The organism is Clostridium budayi, assembly GCF_055396605.1.
Window position 1 is genome coordinate 167,554 of record NZ_AP042456.1, and the last position, 19,538, is coordinate 187,091.

At 29.7% G+C, this 19,538-nt stretch carries 24 protein-coding genes; 21 read left to right on the top strand and 3 right to left on the bottom strand.

The genetic code is table 11. The features are described from left to right. The first annotated feature begins 29 nt into the window (after positions 1–29). From rnpA to ACZ5TJ_RS00785, 11 genes are all read left to right on the top strand, one after another. A complete protein-coding gene (gene rnpA / locus ACZ5TJ_RS00735; RefSeq protein ID WP_464200708.1) occupies positions 30–407 on the top strand; it encodes a ribonuclease P protein component in 378 nt (125 codons plus the stop codon). Beyond that, on the top strand, positions 379–588 hold the full coding sequence (gene yidD / locus ACZ5TJ_RS00740; RefSeq protein WP_039312319.1) for a membrane protein insertion efficiency factor YidD: 210 nt from the start codon (positions 379–381) through the stop codon (positions 586–588). The genes rnpA and yidD overlap by 29 nt, the downstream gene beginning before the upstream one ends. Before the next feature lie 30 nt (positions 589–618). Then, on the top strand, positions 619–1,386 hold the full coding sequence (yidC, locus tag ACZ5TJ_RS00745; protein ID WP_464202237.1) for a membrane protein insertase YidC: 768 nt from the start codon (positions 619–621) through the stop codon (positions 1,384–1,386). 42 nt (positions 1,387–1,428) lie between these two features. Then, a complete protein-coding gene (gene jag / locus ACZ5TJ_RS00750) occupies positions 1,429–2,052 on the top strand; it encodes an RNA-binding cell elongation regulator Jag/EloR (protein ID WP_464200710.1) in 624 nt (207 codons plus the stop codon). 159 nt (positions 2,053–2,211) lie between these two features. Then, positions 2,212–3,591: a tRNA uridine-5-carboxymethylaminomethyl(34) synthesis GTPase MnmE gene (gene mnmE / locus ACZ5TJ_RS00755; RefSeq protein ID WP_464200711.1), complete on the top strand. Its 1,380-nt coding sequence runs from the start codon at positions 2,212–2,214 to the stop codon at positions 3,589–3,591. 10 nt (positions 3,592–3,601) lie between these two features. Then, the gene (gene mnmG / locus ACZ5TJ_RS00760) at positions 3,602–5,494 is read left to right on the top strand and encodes a tRNA uridine-5-carboxymethylaminomethyl(34) synthesis enzyme MnmG (protein WP_079285986.1); all 1,893 of its coding nucleotides are present in this window, start codon (positions 3,602–3,604) and stop codon (positions 5,492–5,494) included. A 19-nt stretch (positions 5,495–5,513) separates the two neighbouring features. Then, positions 5,514–6,233, top strand: a complete 720-nt coding sequence (gene rsmG / locus ACZ5TJ_RS00765; protein WP_464200714.1) for a 16S rRNA (guanine(527)-N(7))-methyltransferase RsmG — start codon at positions 5,514–5,516, stop codon at positions 6,231–6,233. 149 nt (positions 6,234–6,382) lie between these two features. Continuing rightward, positions 6,383–7,165, top strand: a complete 783-nt coding sequence (noc, locus tag ACZ5TJ_RS00770; RefSeq protein ID WP_464200716.1) for a nucleoid occlusion protein — start codon at positions 6,383–6,385, stop codon at positions 7,163–7,165. A 206-nt stretch (positions 7,166–7,371) separates the two neighbouring features. Then, the gene (locus ACZ5TJ_RS00775; RefSeq protein ID WP_464200717.1) at positions 7,372–8,154 is read left to right on the top strand and encodes a ParA family protein; all 783 of its coding nucleotides are present in this window, start codon (positions 7,372–7,374) and stop codon (positions 8,152–8,154) included. Beyond that, positions 8,151–9,035 carry a ParB/RepB/Spo0J family partition protein gene (locus ACZ5TJ_RS00780; protein ID WP_464200719.1) on the top strand — a complete coding sequence of 295 codons (885 nt, stop codon included), beginning with the start codon at positions 8,151–8,153 and terminating at the stop codon, positions 9,033–9,035. Before ACZ5TJ_RS00775 ends, ACZ5TJ_RS00780 begins: the two co-directional genes overlap by 4 nt. 45 nt (positions 9,036–9,080) lie before the next feature. Continuing rightward, positions 9,081–9,581 (top strand): DUF4446 family protein, encoded by a 501-nt coding sequence (locus tag ACZ5TJ_RS00785; RefSeq protein ID WP_464200720.1) that lies wholly within the window; start codon positions 9,081–9,083, stop codon positions 9,579–9,581. Between the two features lie 111 nt (positions 9,582–9,692). Here the strand turns inward: ACZ5TJ_RS00785 and yyaC are convergent, their stop codons facing one another. From yyaC to ACZ5TJ_RS00800, 3 genes are read right to left on the bottom strand one after another with little or no spacing between them, the layout of a single operon-like run. After that, positions 9,693–10,274 carry a spore protease YyaC gene (gene yyaC / locus ACZ5TJ_RS00790; RefSeq protein WP_464200721.1) on the bottom strand — a complete coding sequence of 194 codons (582 nt, stop codon included), beginning with the start codon at positions 10,272–10,274 and terminating at the stop codon, positions 9,693–9,695. 56 nt (positions 10,275–10,330) lie between these two features. Further along, positions 10,331–11,485 (bottom strand): aminotransferase class V-fold PLP-dependent enzyme, encoded by a 1,155-nt coding sequence (locus ACZ5TJ_RS00795; protein WP_464200722.1) that lies wholly within the window; start codon positions 11,483–11,485, stop codon positions 10,331–10,333. Between the two features lie 12 nt (positions 11,486–11,497). Beyond that, a complete protein-coding gene (locus tag ACZ5TJ_RS00800) occupies positions 11,498–12,124 on the bottom strand; it encodes a LysE family translocator (protein WP_464200723.1) in 627 nt (208 codons plus the stop codon). Positions 12,125–12,287: 163 nt separating this feature from the next. Here ACZ5TJ_RS00800 and ACZ5TJ_RS00805 point away from each other — a divergent pair, with 163 nt between their 5' ends. The 10 genes from ACZ5TJ_RS00805 to lonC all read left to right on the top strand — a co-directional run bounded on the left by ACZ5TJ_RS00805 (position 12,288) and on the right by lonC (position 19,531). Then, positions 12,288–12,524 (top strand): putative Se/S carrier protein, encoded by a 237-nt coding sequence (locus tag ACZ5TJ_RS00805; RefSeq protein ID WP_464200724.1) that lies wholly within the window; start codon positions 12,288–12,290, stop codon positions 12,522–12,524. A 22-nt stretch (positions 12,525–12,546) separates the two neighbouring features. Next, positions 12,547–13,434, top strand: a complete 888-nt coding sequence (locus ACZ5TJ_RS00810) for a mechanosensitive ion channel family protein (protein WP_464200725.1) — start codon at positions 12,547–12,549, stop codon at positions 13,432–13,434. 13 nt (positions 13,435–13,447) lie between these two features. Continuing rightward, positions 13,448–13,642, top strand: a complete 195-nt coding sequence (locus ACZ5TJ_RS00815; protein WP_045725258.1) for a DUF951 domain-containing protein — start codon at positions 13,448–13,450, stop codon at positions 13,640–13,642. Positions 13,643–13,743: 101 nt separating this feature from the next. Beyond that, complete coding sequence (gene rpsF / locus ACZ5TJ_RS00820; protein ID WP_039312291.1) at positions 13,744–14,031, top strand: 30S ribosomal protein S6; 288 nt, start codon at positions 13,744–13,746, stop codon at positions 14,029–14,031. A 16-nt stretch (positions 14,032–14,047) separates the two neighbouring features. After that, positions 14,048–14,482: a single-stranded DNA-binding protein gene (locus ACZ5TJ_RS00825; RefSeq protein ID WP_039312289.1), complete on the top strand. Its 435-nt coding sequence runs from the start codon at positions 14,048–14,050 to the stop codon at positions 14,480–14,482. A 25-nt stretch (positions 14,483–14,507) separates the two neighbouring features. Next, a complete protein-coding gene (gene rpsR, locus ACZ5TJ_RS00830) occupies positions 14,508–14,759 on the top strand; it encodes a 30S ribosomal protein S18 (RefSeq protein WP_039312287.1) in 252 nt (83 codons plus the stop codon). Positions 14,760–14,895: 136 nt separating this feature from the next. Next, entirely contained in the window at positions 14,896–15,216 is a 321-nt protein-coding gene (locus ACZ5TJ_RS00835; RefSeq protein WP_464200728.1) for a MazG-like family protein, read from the top strand. A gap of 21 nt (positions 15,217–15,237) precedes the next feature. Beyond that, positions 15,238–17,178, top strand: a complete 1,941-nt coding sequence (locus tag ACZ5TJ_RS00840) for a DHH family phosphoesterase (RefSeq protein ID WP_464200729.1) — start codon at positions 15,238–15,240, stop codon at positions 17,176–17,178. A 1-nt stretch (position 17,179) separates the two neighbouring features. After that, on the top strand, positions 17,180–17,626 hold the full coding sequence (gene rplI / locus ACZ5TJ_RS00845) for a 50S ribosomal protein L9 (RefSeq protein WP_039312282.1): 447 nt from the start codon (positions 17,180–17,182) through the stop codon (positions 17,624–17,626). A gap of 12 nt (positions 17,627–17,638) precedes the next feature. Continuing rightward, the gene (lonC, locus tag ACZ5TJ_RS00850; protein ID WP_464200730.1) at positions 17,639–19,531 is read left to right on the top strand and encodes a Lon family ATP-dependent protease; all 1,893 of its coding nucleotides are present in this window, start codon (positions 17,639–17,641) and stop codon (positions 19,529–19,531) included. The last annotated feature ends 7 nt before the right edge of the window (positions 19,532–19,538 follow it).

Sequence of the window (19,538 nt, forward strand, 5' to 3'; positions counted from 1 at the left end):
TGTAGGAAAAAAGGAGTATTAAAATACCCATGATATATAGATTAAAGAAGAACAATGAATTTAGAACAGTATATAGAAGAGGAAAATCATTAGCTAATAATCTTTTGGTATTATATACTTATAATAATAGAAAAAATAGCGATCCAAAGAATGGATCTTATAATAAAATAGGAGTTTCTGTTAGTAAGAAAGTTGGAAATAGTGTAGTAAGAAGTAGAAGCAAGAGATTGATTATGGAAAGTTATAGATTAAATGAAACTTCTATCAAAAAGGGTTTTGACTTTATATTTATTGCAAGAACAAATATGAAAGATAAAAATTTTCATGATGTTGAAAAAGCTATGCTAAGTTTATTTAAGAAAGCAGGCCTATATTATAATGAAGAAAGTGATAATAAATCTAATTAGATTTTATAGGAAAAATATATCACCCTTAAAAACTCCATGTTGTAGATATGTTCCTACTTGTTCACAATATGCAATTGAAGCTATTGAAAAACATGGGGCATTCAGGGGGAGTCTTATGGCTATTTGGAGAATTTTAAGGTGTAATCCTTTAAGTAAAGGTGGATATGATCCTGTTAAATAGAGTATGGGAGGATAAAAGAATATGATGACACTGTTCAAACCAATAATTGATTTTTTTACTATCATATTTGATAAGCTTCATACGCTAATTACATCTGTAGGTATAACAGATCCAGGATTAGCATATGTACTATCAGTTGTTGTTTTAACAATAATAATTAAAACAGCTGTGTTACCGTTTAGTATAAAATCAATAAAATCAACTAGAAAAATGCAGGAATTCCAGCCTGTAATAAAGAAGGTTCAAGAAAAGTATAAAAATGACCCTCAAAAAGCTAATATGGAAATGATGAAAATCTACAAAGAAAATAACATAAGCATGACAGGTGGATGTTTACCTATGTTAATTCCACTTCCAATATTAATGGCTCTTTACTATACATTTAGTAATCCAGATGTTGTTGCACAAATTAAAAATGTTAGTTTCTTATGGTTACCTGATTTAAGTGGAAGAGACCCAATGGTTATATTACCAGTATTAGCAGCGCTTAGTACTTTCATACCATCATATATGATGACAAAGGCTAATCCGGCAGCAGAATCTTCAGGAATGAACATGATGCCAATGAATATTGGTATGTCATTAATGATGGGGGTAATGTCATTTAATTTCCCTTCATTACTTGTTATTTACTGGGTAACTAGTGGAGTATATCAGTTAATACAAACATACTTCTTAAATGTTAGACCTGTAATGGCTAAAAAGAAAGAACAAGAGCAAGAAGAGATGGAAAAGGTAGAACAAAAGAATAAGTTTGCGATGCCTGAAGAATATAACAAGAAAAAGAAAAAGAAATAATTATATAAATTAATATTCTGTGAGAGTTGGTGAATAGGGTATATGAAGTTTATTGAAGTAACTGGTAAGAATGTTGATGATGCAATAAAAAATGCACTTAATGAATTAAATGTTACTAAAGATAATGTTATAATCGATGTAATTGATGAAGGCTCAAAAGGATTTTTAAGTCTTATAGGAACAAAACCTGCAAAGGTTAAAGTAACTGTTAAGAGAAATTATATTGATGATGCTAAAGAATTTATTAGAAGTATATTAGATTCTATGGGTGTTTTAGCAGAAATTAAAATAACCGAAGAAAATAATACAGTAAAGATTAATCTTACTGGTCCTAAAATGGGTTTAATAATAGGATACAGAGGAGAAACTTTAGATTCACTTCAATATTTGACATCTTTAGTTATAAATAAAGGTCATGATATTCCTTATAAAAAGGTTGTATTAGATACTGAAAATTATAGAGCTAAAAGAGAAGAAACTTTAAAGAAAGTTGCACTTAAAACTGCTAGCAAAGTAAAAAGAAGTAAGAGACCTTTTAGATTAGAACCAATGAATCCATATGAACGAAGAATAATACATGCTGCTCTTCAAAATGATGAAGCAATAAGCACTCATAGCGAAGGTGAAGAACCTTTCAGAAGAGTAGTTGTAACAATAAAGAAGTAAAAGAAAGCCAAGTAATTGGCTTTCTTTTTTTCAATTAGAATATTTATTAAAAAGAAGTAATATATAGCTTTGACTTATTAAATATAATTCTGTAAAATTGATATTAGTTTTAGTTGGATTATACTATGTGAAAGTAGAAAATTCCAAGGAGGATATTATATGAAAGAATTCGATACTATATGTGGTATTGCCACTGCTCAAGGTGAGGGTGGAATAGCAATAATAAGAGTTTCAGGAAATAAAGCGTTAGAAATAGTTGGACGTATATTTGTAGGAAAAAATAACTTTGATATAAATACAATGAAAACTTACACTATGAAGTACGGTAATATTATAGATAGTGAAAGTGGAGAAATAATAGATGAAGTAATAATAAGTTACATGAAAGGTCCAAGAAGTTTCACAGCTGAAGATGTTGTTGAAATTAACTGTCATGGTGGAGTTGTATCAACTAATAGAGTACTTGAAGAAGTTATTAAAAGTGGTGCAAGAATCGCAGAACCAGGTGAATTTACAAAGAGAGCATTCTTAAATGGAAGAATAGATTTAAGTCAGGCTGAAGCTGTAATGGACATTATTAGAGCAAAAACTGACTTAGCTATGAAATCAGCAGTTATGCAAAGTGGAGGTTCTCTTTCCCAGGCAATAAACAAACTTAGAGAATACCTTTTAGATGTTTTAGCTCTTATTGAATATGATGTAGATTTCACAGAAGATGATGAAGAACCAGATGAAACTGTTCCTATAAGAGTTAATGAAAGCCTTGAAAAGGCAATAGCTGATATGAAGAAGTTATTAAAAGGAGCAAATGAGGGTAAGATTATAAGAGATGGATTAAAAATGACAATAATAGGAAAACCTAACGTTGGTAAATCATCTCTTATGAATGCACTTCTGCAAGAAAAAAGAGCTATAGTAACTGATATACCAGGTACAACTAGAGACATAATAGAAGAATTTATAAATCTTGATGGAATACCAGTAAAAATAACAGATACAGCAGGTATTAGAGAGACTGAAGATGTTGTTGAAAAGATTGGTGTTGAAAGATCAAGAGAAAAGATTGAAGAGGCTGATTTAGTTGTATTAATGCTAGATACATCAAGAGATCTAGAAGAAGAAGATAGAGAAATAATAAAGGCTATAGAAAATAAGAAAACTATAGTACTTTTAAACAAAGTAGACTTAGAACGTAAGCTTGATATAGATGATATTGAAGGATTAGATAACTTTATAGAGATATCAGCTATGACTGGATTTGGAATAAATGATTTAAAAGCTAAGATTAAAGAGCTATTCTTCAATGGAGAAGTAGACAATGAAAGCTTAATCATAACAAATAGTAGACATAAGCAAGCTTTATATAGAGCATTAGAGAATTGTGAAAATGCACAGAATAGATTAAAAATGAATGAGTTCTTAGACCTAATTTCAATATATGTTACTTCAGGGCTTAGAGCACTTGGAGAAATTACAGGAGCAGAACTTGAAGAAGATTTAGTTAATAAGATATTTACTGAATTCTGTGTAGGAAAATAGGAGGAATCAGATGAGATACAATGCTGAAGAATATGATGTAGTTGTTGTTGGAGCAGGTCATGCTGGATGTGAAGCTGCCCTAGCTTCAGCAAGAATGGGATTAAAGACATTAATATGTACAATTAACTTAGAATCAATTGGAATGATGCCTTGTAATCCTAATATAGGGGGAACAGCTAAAGGGCATTTAGTTAGAGAAGTAGATGCATTAGGTGGAGAAATGGGTGTTAATATAGATGCTACATTCATACAATCAAGAATGCTTAATACTTCAAAAGGACCAGCAGTTCACTCATTAAGAGCACAAGCAGATAAATTAAAATACCAACAAAGAATGAAAAGAGTTCTTGAAGCACAAGATAACCTTTATGTAAGACAGGTTGAAATAGTTGATTTAGTAGTTGAGGACGGAAAAGTAACAGGTGCTGTATCTAAAAATGGAGCCATATTTGGATGTAAGGCAGTAATACTTGCAACAGGAACATACTTAAAGGCTAAAATAATAATAGGTGAGGTAAGTTATAACAGTGGTCCAAATGGATTATTACCTGCAAATGACCTATCACAAACATTATTAGATCTTGGAATAGAACTTAGAAGATTTAAGACTGGTACACCACCAAGAGTTAACAGAAGATCAGTTAACTTTACAAATATGATAGAACAAAAAGGTGACGAAAAAATAGTTCCATTCTCATTTATGAATGACAATATAGATAGAGAACAAATATCATGTTATTTAACATACACTAACGAAGGAACTCACGAAGTTATACAAAATAACATAGACAGATCACCAATATATAATGGTTCAATAAAGGGAATAGGACCAAGATACTGTCCATCAGTAGAAGATAAGGTTATGAGATTCCCAGACAAGACAAGACACCAAATATTCGTAGAGCCAGAAGGTGAAGATACACTTGAAATGTACATTGGAGGATTCTCATCATCACTTCCAGAAGATGTACAATTAAAAATGCTTAGAACTATTGAAGGTCTTGAAAATGCAGAAGTTATGAGATCAGCTTATGCAATTGAGTATGATTCAATAAATCCAACTCAATTAAAACCAACACTTGAATTTAAGCATATAGAAGGGCTTTATGGAGCAGGACAATTAAATGGTAGTTCAGGATATGAAGAGGCAGCATCACAAGGTATAGTAGCTGGTATAAACGCTGCATTAAAGGTACAAGGTAAAGAACCTATGATACTTACTCGTTCAGATGCTTATATTGGAGTTTTAGTTGATGATTTAGTTACTAAAGGTACAAATGAACCATATAGAATGATGACATCAAGAGCTGAATACAGACTTCTTTTAAGACAAGATAATGCTGATTTTAGATTAACTGAAATTGGACATAATGTAGGTCTTGTAACTGAAGAAAGATACAATAGATTTTTAACTAGAAAAAATAATATAGATACAGAACTTGAAAGATTAAAAAATCTTCAAATAACAAATAAGAAAGAAAATAATGAGATATTAGTTAAGCTTGGTTCAACAGAACTTAAGAAGCCTATAAGCTTCTACGAGCTAATAAAGAGACCAGAGGTTGATTACTTCTCATTAATAGAACTTGACCCTGAAAGACCAGAATACCCAGATAACGTAGGAGAGCAAATAAACATAATGGCTAAATACGAAGGGTATATAGTTAATCAGCTTGAACAAGTTGACCAATTTAAAAAGTTTGAAAAGAAACTTTTACCTGGTGATATAGATTATAATGATGTTAAGGGATTAAGAACTGAAGCAATGCAAAAACTAAATGCGGTAAGACCTATAAGTGTAGGGCAAGCATCAAGAATTTCAGGGGTATCACCTGCTGATATATCTGTTTTATTAGTTTACTTAGAATATCATTATGGAAAGAAAGCAAATAGTGATAATTAGAGCCATAAAGGAGGATAATATGGACTTTTACAATATAATGAAAACAGCCGCAGATGAGGTTAATATAGAATTTAATGAAGATATGTATAATAAATTCATTAAATATATGAGATTAGTTCAAGAATGGAACCAAAAGATTAACTTAACTGCAATTACTGAAGATGAAGATTTTATAAAGAAACACTTTATAGATTGTATTAAAGCTTTTAAGAGCCCAGAATTAAAGAATGCTAAGACTGTAATTGATGTTGGGACTGGAGCAGGTTTTCCAGGCATGCCAATAGCTATATTAAGAGAAGATATAGAAGTTACATTATTAGACTCTTTAAACAAAAGAATAAACTTCTTAGATTTAGTTGTTAGGGAATTAGGATTAAAGAATGTAACAACTATACATTCAAGAGCAGAAGATGGTGCAAGAAATAAAAATCTTAGAGAAAGTTTCGATATAGCAACTTCAAGAGCTGTTGCCAATATGGCAGTATTATCAGAGTTCTGTCTTCCTTATGTTAAGATATCAGGATACTTCGTTGCTTTAAAGGGACCTGCAATTGAAGAAGAATTAGAAAGTAGCAAAAAGGCATTAAACGTACTTGGGGGAAAACTATTAAGAGTTGATGAAACTATAATAGAAGATACTGATTTAAATCATAATATAGTAGTTGTTGAAAAGATAAAGGAATGTCCTAAGACATATCCAAGAAAAGCAGGAACAGTTACAAAAAAACCGATAAAATAGTATATAATATTATATGAAAAATATACCATTTTGAATCGATAAATGACGGAATTTATGTATAACAAAAAGAAGGAAAAAAATGGTATGCATCGAATTTTAATATATAGAGATAAAAGATTGGAAATTTATAAGGGATGGGTTGTGTCAATATGAATAACGAAATACTAAAAATTGATATTAAAGATATAATACCAAATACATATCAGCCAAGAAAATATTTTAATGATGAGGCTTTAATTGAGTTATCTGAATCTATAAAAACACATGGTATAATTCAACCAATAACAGTAAGAAAAAGGGGAGAATTTTATGAATTAGTTGCTGGGGAAAGAAGATGGAGAGCTGCAAAGCTTGCAGAACTTAAAGAAGTACCTTGCAATATAATAGATATAACAGATGCTCAATCAGCGGAAATAGCATTATTAGAAAACTTGCAAAGAGAAGACTTAAACTTTATAGAAGAGGCTGAAGCGTATTATAATTTAATTCATGATCATAGATTTACTCAAGAACAATTAGCAACTAGGATGGGTAAAAAACAATCAACAATAGCGAATAAATTAAGAATTTTAAAGCTAAGTGAAAAAGTAAGAGAATTATGTGTAACTAACAATTTAACAGAAAGACATGCAAGAGCATTACTTTCTGTTCAAGATGAAAAGTTACAGCTAAGCATAATAAAAAAAGTTATAAAAGGTAACTTAAATGTAAGACAGACTGAGGAGCTAATTAATAAAGAGTTATTAAAACTTGCAGGCAAAGAGTTAAACGGAAAAGGCAAAAAGAAAATAACAACAGTATTCCCTGCAAAATTATATGTAAATACAATAAAGCAAGTATTTGATAAGTTTAATATACCTGCAAAATATAAGATGGAAGATCACGAGGAATATATACAAGTAACTGTTAATATCCCTAAAAATAAAAAATAATTCACTTAAAAATCCACTAAAAAACTTTGTTTTTTAGTGGATTTTTTTTATGTATTATTAATAGTAAAATATTCATCAAAAAAACCTGAAAAAATTATTAAGAATGTATTGTTTTGTCAGTTTTATCTTTAATTATTTTTTTAAAAAATATATAATATAGTATAGGAGAGGGGGTGTAAGGCTCTAGGAATAAAATAGAGCTAAATATGAAGAAAATTTGTATATTTAATCAAAAGGGTGGAGTTGGTAAGACAACCACAAATATTAATTTAGCTTCTTATCTTGCAATGGCAGGTTATAAGGTTTTAACAATAGATATTGATCCTCAGGGAAACACTACAAGTGGGTTAGGAATAGATAAAAGAAATTTAGAATTTTCAATGTATGATGTAATAACATCAGATGTTAGTTTAAGAGATGTTATAATACATAGCGATCTTATTTCTAATCTATATATAGCACCATCTACAATGGAGCTTGCTGGAGCTGAAGTTGAAGTTATAACAAAAGATAATAGAGAGAAAATACTTAAAGAAAAAATAGATGAAGTAAAAGATGAATTTGATTTTGTTTTTATAGACTGTCCACCATCATTAGGGGTTTTAACCATTAATGCATTGACAGCCTGCGATTCAGTATTAATTCCTATTCAATGTGAGTTTTACGCTTTAGAAGGGGTCGGACAATTAATTAACACAATTAAGTTAATTAAAAAATCTTTAAATAAAAAGATAAAAATCGAGGGTGTAATCATGACCATGTATGATTATAGAACTAACCTTAGTAACGAAGTTTATAACGAAGTTAAAAAGTTCTTTGAGAATAAAGTTTATGAAAATACAATACCAAGAAATATTAGATTAGCAGAATCCCCAAGTTTTGGACTACCAATAATGCTTTATGATGAAAAATGTAAGGGCGCAGATGCTTATTCAAAATTAACTAAAGAATTTTTAAAAAGGCAGAAGGTGAAAGGTGAGAAGAAATGAGTAAAAAATTTGGATTAGGTAAGGGTTTAGGTGCATTAATTCCAGATGAAGTAAAGATAGATACAATTGAATCAAAAGAGAGTGAAAAGGGTAATAAATCAGAAGAAAGAACATTAATACCTTTAAATAAAATTAAAAATAATTCTGATCAGCCAAGAAGATTCTTTGACAGTGAAAATATAGCAGAACTTGCAGAATCAATTAAAAATCATGGTATAATTCAGCCACTAATATTAAGACAAGAAGGTAAAAAATACGTTATTGTTGCTGGTGAAAGAAGATGGAGAGCAGCCAAGATGCTTAGTCTTAAAGAAGTACCTGCAATAGTAATGGATTTAACAGATAAAGAAGTTTTAGAAATATCTTTAATTGAAAATATTCAAAGACAAGATTTAAATCCAATTGAAGAGGCTTTAGCTTATAGAAAATTAATAGATGATTTTAATTTAACTCAACAAGAGTTAAGTAATAGAATAGGTAAATCTAGAGTTGCAATTACTAATACAATGAGATTAATTAATTTAGATGAAAGAGTTCAACAATATTTAATTGAAAGTGTAATCTCAGAAGGTCACGGAAGGGCATTACTTTCTATAGATGATAAAGACCTACAATATGAAATTGCTCAAAAAATAATTGATGAAAAATTATCAGTTAGAGAACTTGAAAGATTAATAAAATCATTAGCAAACAAAAAAGAAGACAAGCTTAAAAAAGAAAAAGAAGAAATTAATCCTTACTTTAAGGATGTTCAAAATAGACTACAAGATTATTTTGGGACAAAAGTAAATATTAATTCGAAAAACAAAAAGGGTAAAATTGAAATAGAATACTACTCAGATGATGACTTAAATAGAATTTTAGATCTAATTAATATGTAATGTTTCACGTGAAACATTTTTTAAAGAAGGAAGGACGGAAAAGAAGTGGAAAATTTAATAGCGAATTTAGAAAATTATTTACCTTTTATATTAATAGGAGCAGGAATAATAATTCTATTGCTTTTAACTTTTGTCATAGTCTTATGGAGATCAGTTAACAGACTAGAAAAGAAATACAGAAAGCTTATGAGAGGTACTAGCAATAAAAATTTAGAAGAGCTTATAAATGCTAAATTAGATGAAGTTGAAAATGCAGCAAATGCAGCAACAGAAGCAGCTAAGTTATGTGAAGATTTAAGAGTTGAAGTTAAAGGTTGTGTTCAAAAGGTAGGAATAATGAGATATAAAGCTTTCGAAGATGTAGGAAGCGATTTAAGTTTCTCAATAGCAATGCTTGATGGACATAATGATGGAATAGTATTAACAGGATTATATGGAAGACATGATAGTACAACTTATGCTAAACCGGTTGATAAGGGAATATCAAGATATGGTTTATCAGAAGAAGAAGCTCATGTATTAAAAGAAGCAATAAATAGTAAATAAAACAAAAAGTCATTTATCAAAAAAGATAAATGACTTTTTCTATTATAGGAGATATAGTCTTTTTGCCCATAATGCAATTATATAAATGTGGAATAATCCACTCGATTTAAACTAAGATTTGAAATTTTGAATTACATCAATATCATTGTTTGATAATTTATCAATTGAATAAGATATTCCTTTAGCTATTGTTTCTGCTAAGGCATTAACTGTATAAAGTCTAGTATTTTGTAATACCATAAATTCAAACTTACCTGAAACATTAACTATTCCTGTGATGCTTAAATCACCAACGGAAGGTAAATCTTTATCTAAGGCGAGACCTGGGTAAAGAGGTTTATTTTCTATAAATATCTTTCCTATGTTATTGAATGAACCAAGAGATGCATCAATTGCAATTATATATGGGTCATTAAAATTATTATATATTTTATTTATTGTATCTTTTAAGTTTTGAGAATGAACTGGATATTCTAAAGAACCATATACATAAATATTCTTTTTCTTTATATTTTTTAAGTGATATCCAACAAGTGGACCTAAGGAATCTCCTGTACATCTATCTGATCCAACACATAAAAAAATTACAGTCCTATTAACATCGACAATTGGTTTTAAAATTTTATAAATATAGTTACCTATATCATTAAATGAATCATATTCTATACCATCTATTGAAAAAGATTTTTGCATAAAAACAACCTCCTTATATAGAAATTATTTCCATACAAGAAGGTTTTTATTCAAGTTTAAATTAATTCTTTTGCTGCATTCTTTAATACTGACAATGTATAATCTATTTCCTTTTCGGTGTTAAAATAAGAAATACTTAATCTAACAGAGCCAGTAGGGAACGTGCCAATTGTTTCGTGACACTTAGGTGCACAATGCAATCCAGAACGATTACTTATACCGTGATCATCTAGGTAGAAAGAAAGCTCAGATGTATCAACACCTTTTAGATTTAATGATAAAGATGTTGTTGATTTCTCTCCTGTTTTATCTCCATAAACTTCATAGCCGTCGATAGATAATATACCATTTAATAATTTCTTGTATAAATAACTATTCTTTTTTTTTATATTTAAAATACCTACTTCATTTATGAAATTGATGGAATTTGATAATCCAACTATTCCAGGAATGTTTAATGTACCACATTCAAATTTATCAGGCATAAAGCTAGGCTGGTGTATATCGTGAGATAGGCTACCAGTACCTCCCTCAATTATAGTAGAGCAATGTTTATTAAGCTCATCATCAATTATAAATCCGCCAATTCCTTGTGGACCTAATAAACTTTTATGTCCAGTAAAGGCTAATGCATTTGCACCTATTTCTTTAAAATCAATAGGAATAGCTCCAGCAGACTGTGCTGTATCTACTATAAAAAATATCCCATGTCTTTTACATATTTCTCCGACTTCTTTAATTGGTTGAATACATCCAGTTACATTAGATGCATGAGTTAAAACAATAAGTTTTGTATTTTCTTTTATACATTTTTCAAAGTCATTTGGATTAATAAAACCTGTAGAGTTACCTTTTACAAAATCAACTTCAACACCTAAATTTTCTTTACATGAAATTATAGGTCTTATAACAGAGTTATGTTCTAATGATGAAGTTATAACATGATCTCCAGACTTTAAAGTTCCCTTAATTAACATATTTAAAGAAGATGTAATGTTATTTGTAAATACTACATTTTCAATTTTATCGTAATTAAAAAAATTAGCTATTCTTTCTCTTGCTATAAAAATTTCTCTATTACTCTCTAAAGTATTTGAATTATTAGAGCGATTTGCATTTCCTCCAATATTAACTAAGTAATTGTAAATGGAATCTACAACAACTTTTGGTTTAGGAAATGTTGTACTTGCATTATCTAAATATACTTTCATATTCGACATCCTTTAACAAATTAATACATAAAAACCATAAATTATGAAACAAATTCCAATAATATATAAAACATATGTTAAAAGCTTAGATGCCATACCACCAACATCTTTTTTCATTAACTTTAGGCCTTTTGATGCTAATAAATTTAATATGGAAAACCAGATTACACTACCTAATAACATAAATAAAAATGCCACATAAAAAAATAAAGTACCATTAGTTCTCCAAAAATTAATTACGGTTTCGCTAAATGCTAACCAAAATGAAAAAGTAACTGGATTTATAAATGTAATTAAAAATCCAGATAATACTCCTCCGAGCTTTGAATTTTGTAAAAGTCTAGTTATACTTGATTCGTCTTTCGAGTGTTTAGCAAATAATATAAGCACTGAACCAGATATAACCCAGAATATTCCCTTATATAAATAATTTTCATCTAATATTGAGAATAATCCTAAATTTATTATTGTTAAATATAAATAATCAGCAAATATGGCTCCTATAGATACTTTAAATCCCTGACGAAATCCTTTGCTTATGGACCTATTTACAGATTCTAGTCCAGCAGGGCCTAATGGAACTGAGGCGAATATACCGGTCACAAGGCCTACACAAGCTGCTTTTATAATATGTATCATAGTATTCTCCTTTTAATATTAAAATTCACCTAATCTAATTATAAAACAAATAATAATATAATTCACTAAATAAGGTTAAAAAGCATATTATATTTTCTTTATAAAATATGAAAATTATTATAATATTATTTATGAATATAAATTTTATGAGAAGGAGAATGAGATGAAATATTATATTGTAGTATTTAAAAACACACATGATGCAATGGCTGGTGAAAAATTTTTAAAAGAAAAAGAATATAATTTTAGAATTATGCCAACACCAACTTCAATAACTCAAAGTTGTGGAATTTGCATAAGAGTAGAAAGTGAAGATGACATTAAAAAGATAAAAGACGAGAATTTCGAATATAAAAATATATATTGCAGAGATGGGGCAAGCTATATAGAATTCAATTAATATGTGGAGGTTTAAAGCATAAATGAATTACTTGTTATCGATTGAGGGGAATAATTTTGATTTAATAAAATCTAAAGTATTTAGCTTTTTAGAAAATAATTTAGATTTCATAGCGAGAAAAGGTATTAAAGCTTTAATTGTCATATTTTTAATGTTTATAACAATTAAAATAGGAAATAGAGCAATAAAAAAGTTTGTTGAAAGACAAATAAAAAATCCAAATTCCAAATTAACTATGAATCCACAGAAAGCTAAAACTGTTGGTGCTGTAATGCATAGTATATTAAAATATACAGTTTATTTTGTTGGTATAGCAATTTTACTTGCTGACCTATTTAGTGGTATATCATTAACCTTTGCAGGTATTGGTGGATTTGCCGTAGGTTTTGGGGCTCAAGCGTTAGTTAAGGACCTTATAAATGGATTCTTTATATTATTTGAAGATCAATATGGGGTTGGGGATTATGTTACTATAGGAAACTTTAGTGGAATAATAGAAAACATAGGTATAAGAACTACAGTACTTAAAGATTTTAATGGTGATTTACACCTAATTCCTAATGGTTCAGTAAATATAGTTACAAATCATTCAAGAACTAATATGAGATTTATGGTAGATGTATCAATAGCATATGAAGAAGATATAGATAATGCAATAAAAGTAATTGAAGAAGTAAGTAAGGAATTTGAAAATACTCATGAAGAAGTTGTTACTCCAATTGATGTATGGGGAGTTACAGAACTTGGTGCTTCAGGTATTAATATAAGAACAGTTGGATTTAGTACTCCAATGTCACAATGGTCAATGGAAAGAAAGCTTAGAAAAGCAATAAAAGAAGCTTTAGATGATGCTAATATAGAAATACCTTATAACAAATTGGATATAATTATGAATAAAGAAGCTAATTAAGGGAGGAATAGACTTGGTAGAAAATTTTGATTTAGGCGATATAGTTGAAATGAAAAAACAACATCCTTGTGGAGAAAAGAATTTCGAGGTAACAAGAGTTGGGGCAGATGTTAAGATAAAATGTGTCGGATGTGGAAGAATAATCATGTTACCAAGAAATAAGTTCCAAAAAGGGGCAAAAAAAATAGTGCAAAAAGCAAAAAATTAATAAAAATCCTTGAAAAAGTAAATATGTAATGTTAAAATTAGAAATTGAAATCCCTGCTGTGCAAAGCACAGCCGTTAGTCCGAGGGGAGGAGGTGAAAATGATGAGAAAGTACGAAGCTATATTCATACAACACCCATCACTTGACGAAGAAGTTACTAAAGCTAACATCGAAAAGTTTAAAGGTGTAATAGAAAATGGTGGAGGAACTGTAGAAAACGTTGATGTTTGGGGTAAGAGAAAACTTGCTTACGAAATAGAAAAAGTTAACGAAGGATTCTATACTTTAGTAGAATTCACTGCAGACCCAGAATTACCAAGAGAATTAGAAAGAATATTCAGAATCACTGACGGTGTTATGAGACACATCGTAGTAAGAAAAGAAGCGTAAGAGAGGTGATATTGTAATGAACAAAGTTATACTTTTAGGTAGACTTACAAGAGATCCTGAATTAAGATTTGCAGCTGGAAGTGGTAACGCAGTTACTAGATTCTCAATTGCAGTTACAAGACAATTCAAGAGAGATGAAGCTGATTTCATCAATTGCGTAGCTTTTGGTAAAACAGCTGAGACAATAGCACAATATCTTACAAAAGGTGGTCAAATTGCACTTACTGGTAACATCAGAACTGGTAGTTATGATGCACAAGATGGTTCAAAGAGATATACTACTGATGTAGTTGTAGAAAGCTTTGAATTCGTAGGTGGAGGCAAAGGCCAAAACGCTGGTTCAGATAATGGATTTGGCGGAAATTCTGATTATTCAAAGCCATCAAATGACTCATTTGGTGGATTTGATGATGACATGACTCCTGTAGATGATGGAGATATGCCGTTTTAATTTATCGAGGTAAGGAGGGAAAATCATGAGAGAAAACAACAACAGAAGATCTGGCGGAAGAATGAGAAGATCTAAGAGAAAAGTATGTGCTTTCTGTGTTGACAAAGCTGATTCAATAGATTACAAAGATGTAGCTAAGTTAAGAAAGTATGTTACTGAAAGAGGAAAGATACTTCCAAGAAGAATTTCAGGAACATGTGCTAAGCACCAAAGACAATTAACAGAAGCAATAAAGAGAGCTAGAAACGTAGCTTTATTACCATTCACAACTGAATAGTAATAGTTAAATGAAGCATAATAGAAATTATATTTCTATTATGCTTCTTATTTTTTTGGAAAAAACTCTCATCGCCTTGCATTAATAATAGAAAAAAATTAAAATATACATACAAGGGTATTTAAGAGGTGAGGGTATGAAGAAACAAGATTTAAATATTATGGGAAATGTAAAGATTATAGAAAGTTTAAAAGCTCAATTAATAAGAGTTATAGGAGATTTTTATACATTATTAACAAGAGGCAGCAATGTTGCAGAAGAAGCCATCGTTGAATGTATATCAGGAGCCATAATAATCTTATACGTACTAGGAGATAAGCTAGGATATTCATTACCTGAAATAGATCATGAGATGAAAAAGAAACTTGATAGAGGAATAAGAGCTGAAGATGAAGTAGAAAAAGAAGGTAGAAGTTTAAGTAAGCTTAAGGAGTATATTTCAAATAGAAGAGACTAATAATTAAATAGGAGGCGTTTTATGGAGGTAGGATTATTAATAAAAAAACTCATAAGGCCAATTGGATTAATATTAGCCTCTGTAATATTTTTTTCCTTAGGATATAGCCAAGTTGGATTACTATTTGCAATAATGTATTTTATAGATAACTTTTATCAGCTAAATAATTATTGGAAAAAAGAAGAGAATATAAATCAATTTACTAAAGATATAAATAAGGCTATAGAAAGTAATGTAGCAAGCACCATATTACCAATAGCATTAATAGAAGAAAGTGGTAATATAATGTGGCACAATGATATATTTGATGAATTAAAATCGGGAAAGAATTTTGCTGGGGAAAATATTTTAAGTATCGCTAGAGGTCTTAATCTTAAAAAGATACTAGAATCAGATAAAGATTTACATCAAAGGTTAAAGCTAAATGGTAGGTTATATGATGTATATAGTAAAGAGATATTTAGAAATAACAAAAGATTATTTTTAGTATACTTTAATGATATTAGTGAATTTATAGGATTAGATACGACAAAAGAGAGCATAATGCTTATAGAAGTAGATAATTTTAATGAGGCATTAGATACGACTGATGATGCTGATAAACCTTTAGTAATAGCAGAAATAGATAGAGAAATAAATTCTTATGCACATAGATTAGAAGCTATGGTGAAAAAATATGAAAACAATATGTATGTACTATCAATACAAGATAAATACATAGATGAAGAGATAAATGATGAGTTTTCAATACTAGATAAAATTTCTAATATTAATAAAGGAAATAAGCTAGAAATAACACTTAGTATTGGTGTTGGTAGAGGTGGTATGTCCCCTGAAGAAAACCATAATTTTGCTGTTGTTGCAAAAGAACTTTCTTTAGGTAGAGGTGGAGACCAAGCGGTTATAAAAAGTGGCGAAGGAATAAAAATATTTGGTGGTAACACTAAAGAAATTGAAAAAAGAACTAGAGTAAGAGCAAGAGTTATATCTCATGCATTAAAAGAGCTTATTTATGAAAGTAGCAAAGTATACATTATGGGCCATAAAAATCCTGATATGGATTGTTTCGGATCATCTGTTGGTATGGCAAGTGTTATTAAACAACTTGGTAAACCTTGCAGCATAGTGTTAGATGATGATACTAGTGCAATAGAATATTATCTAAATGAATTGAAAAGAGATTCAAAATATGCTAATCTAGTTGAAACATCAGAAACCGTAAAAAAAGAAATGGATGATGAAGCTTTATTTATTATAGTTGATGTACACAATAGGAATTATGTTAATAATTTAAAGCTTGTTGAACAAGCAAAGAGAAAAGTTATAATAGATCATCATAGAAGAAGTGCAGATATAATAGAGGATACTCTTTTAAACTATATAGAAGTTTACGCATCATCTACTTCGGAGATGGTAACAGAAATAATTCAATATATGGTTGAAAGACCAAACCTTACTGAATTAGAGGCAGAAGGATTACTTGCTGGTATTTACATGGATACTAAAGGCTTCTCATTTAAAACAGGAGTAAGAACTTTTGAAGCTGCTTCATTTTTAAGAAAATCAGGTGCAGAAACAACTGAAGTTAAAAAAATGTTTACTGATAACCTTACTGATTTTATACAAATTTCGGATATAATAAAATCTGCTGAAATAGAAAATCAAATTGCTATAGCAGTTTGTCCAGATACAGTCAAAGATACTGTTATAATTGCAAAATCAGCAGATGAATTACTTAATATATCAGGTATTTTAGCTAGCTTTGTTTTAGCCGACATTGATGGTAGTATATACATAAGTGCAAGATCAATTGGTGAGATCAATGTTCAAATTGTATTAGAAGCACTTGGTGGTGGAGGTCATATGAATATGGCAGGTGCTAAAATATCTAATGAACCTATTGAAAAGGTCGTAGAAGACCTAAAAGACGCAATGAAAAAATACTTAAGGGTGGGTGAATAAAATGAAAGTTATTTTATTAAAGGATGTTAAAAAATTAGGAAAAGCAGGAGATGTAATAAATGCATCAGATGGATATGCAAGAAACTTCTTATTCCCAAAGGGATTAGCAAAAGAAGCTACAGACAACAATATGCATATATTAAATAACCAAAAGGAAAACGAAAGAAAGAAAAAACTTGCTGAATTAGAAGCAGCTCAAAAGTTAGCTTCAGAATTAAAAGGAAAAGAAATAAAAATCACTGGAAAAACTGGAGACAACGGAAAGTTATTTGGAGCAATAACAAGTAAAGATGTTGCAAAGAAGATAAAAGAATTATACAAAGTAGAAATAGATAAGAAGAAAATTGTTATGGAAACAATAAAGGTAGCTGGAGGATATGAAATAGAAGTTAAATTATATCCAGAAGTTTCAACAAAAATGAAGGTTATTATTGTTCCACAAGCGTAGGGAGGAAAAGACTTGAAGTTACGTGAGGAAATAAGCTTCTTACAGGACATAATAAAAGGTGACTTACCTCAAGAATCTCAAATTAATGTTTTATTTGATATACTAAAAAATGTATTAGATGAAGGGGCTATAAGAGCTAGAACTGTAAGATTTAAATTAAAAAATTATGTTAGTTCAAAGAAAGTTACAGAAAGAGCATATGCATTAAATATGATAGCTTCTGATGGTGCTGGAATAGAAGTAGTTCCACCTGAGGATAAAGTTGATGAAGTTATAGAAGATGCTGTTATGTGGATTTCAGAAGAAATAGCAAAAAGATATGTTCAAAATCAAATAGAATCAAAAGTTGAAAAAGCTATAATGGAAAAGCAAGAAAAGTACATTGATGAAATGAGATTATCCATTATAAAGAAAGAAAAAGGCAGCGAAAATCAAAAAACTAAGAAGAAGTATGAAGAGCTTAAGGAATTAGATGAAAGAGTAACTAGCAAAAATATTATGAGCTTTTTAAGACCAGAAACTTTAGATGAAATAGTTGGTCAAGAAAGAGCTATAAAATCATTAATATCAAAGTTATCATCACCATATCCTCAACATATAATTCTTTATGGACCACCTGGGGTTGGTAAAACAACAGCAGCTAGAATTGCATTAAATGCAGCTAAAAATTTAGAATTTACACCATTTGATGATAAATCTAAATTTGTTGAAGTTGATGGAACAACATTAAGATGGGATCCAAGAGAAATTACAAATCCTTTATTAGGTTCAGTTCATGATCCTATATATCAAGGTAGTAAGAGAGATTTAGCTGATATTGGAGTACCAGAACCAAAGCCAGGTTTAGTTACTGAAGCTCATGGTGGTGTACTATTTATAGACGAAATTGGAGAACTTGATAATATACTTCAAAATAAATTACTTAAAGTATTAGAAGATAAGAGAGTTGAATTCTCATCATCATACTACGATCCAGATGATGAAAAAACTCCAGCTTATATTAAGTATTTATTTGAAAAAGGAGCTCCAGCAGACTTTGTTTTAATAGGTGCAACAACAAGAGAGCCAGGAGAAATTAATCCAGCTCTTAGATCAAGATGTACTGAAGTTTACTTTGAACCATTAGGAGCAAAGGATATAGAAAACATAGTTAAGAACGCTGCAAAGAAGCTTGAAGTATCATTAGAGAAAGAAGTTCCTGAATATATAAGTAGATTCACTATAGAAGGTAGAAAGGCTGTAAACATACTTACAGATGCATATGGATATGCTCTATATAAGAGAAAGTCTAAACCAAAGAAGCTTAAAATAACATTAAAAGATGTTGAAGAAGTAGTTTCAGTTGGTAGATATGTACCTTTTGAAAGAAACGTAAATAATTCAGAATATGAAGTAGGTCATATTCATGGATTAGGAGTTAGTGGATTTATAGGATCAACTATAGAAATTGAAGCTGCAGTATTCCCTGCAAAGAAAAAAGGTGCAGGTACAGTTAGATTCAATGAAACAGCTGGAAGTATGGCAAAAGATTCAGTTTATAATGCTGCATCTGTAATAAGAAAAATTACGGATAAAGATATAAGAGATTATGATATACATGTAAATGTAATTGGTGGTGGAAAGATAGACGGACCATCAGCAGGTACAGCTATAACTGTATGTATCATAAGTGCATTATTAGATAAGCCATTAAGACAAGATGTTGCTATTACCGGGGAAATATCATTAAGAGGTGAAGTTAAACCGGTTGGAGGAATATTCGAAAAAATTTATGGTGCAAGAAGAAAAGGAATTAAACTTGCAATTGTACCAGAAGATAATAGAAATGATGTTCCACAAGGGTTAACAGATATAGAAGTTAAGCCAGTTAAAAAAATTGAAGAGGTAATGGACTTAGTTTTTTAATATAAAG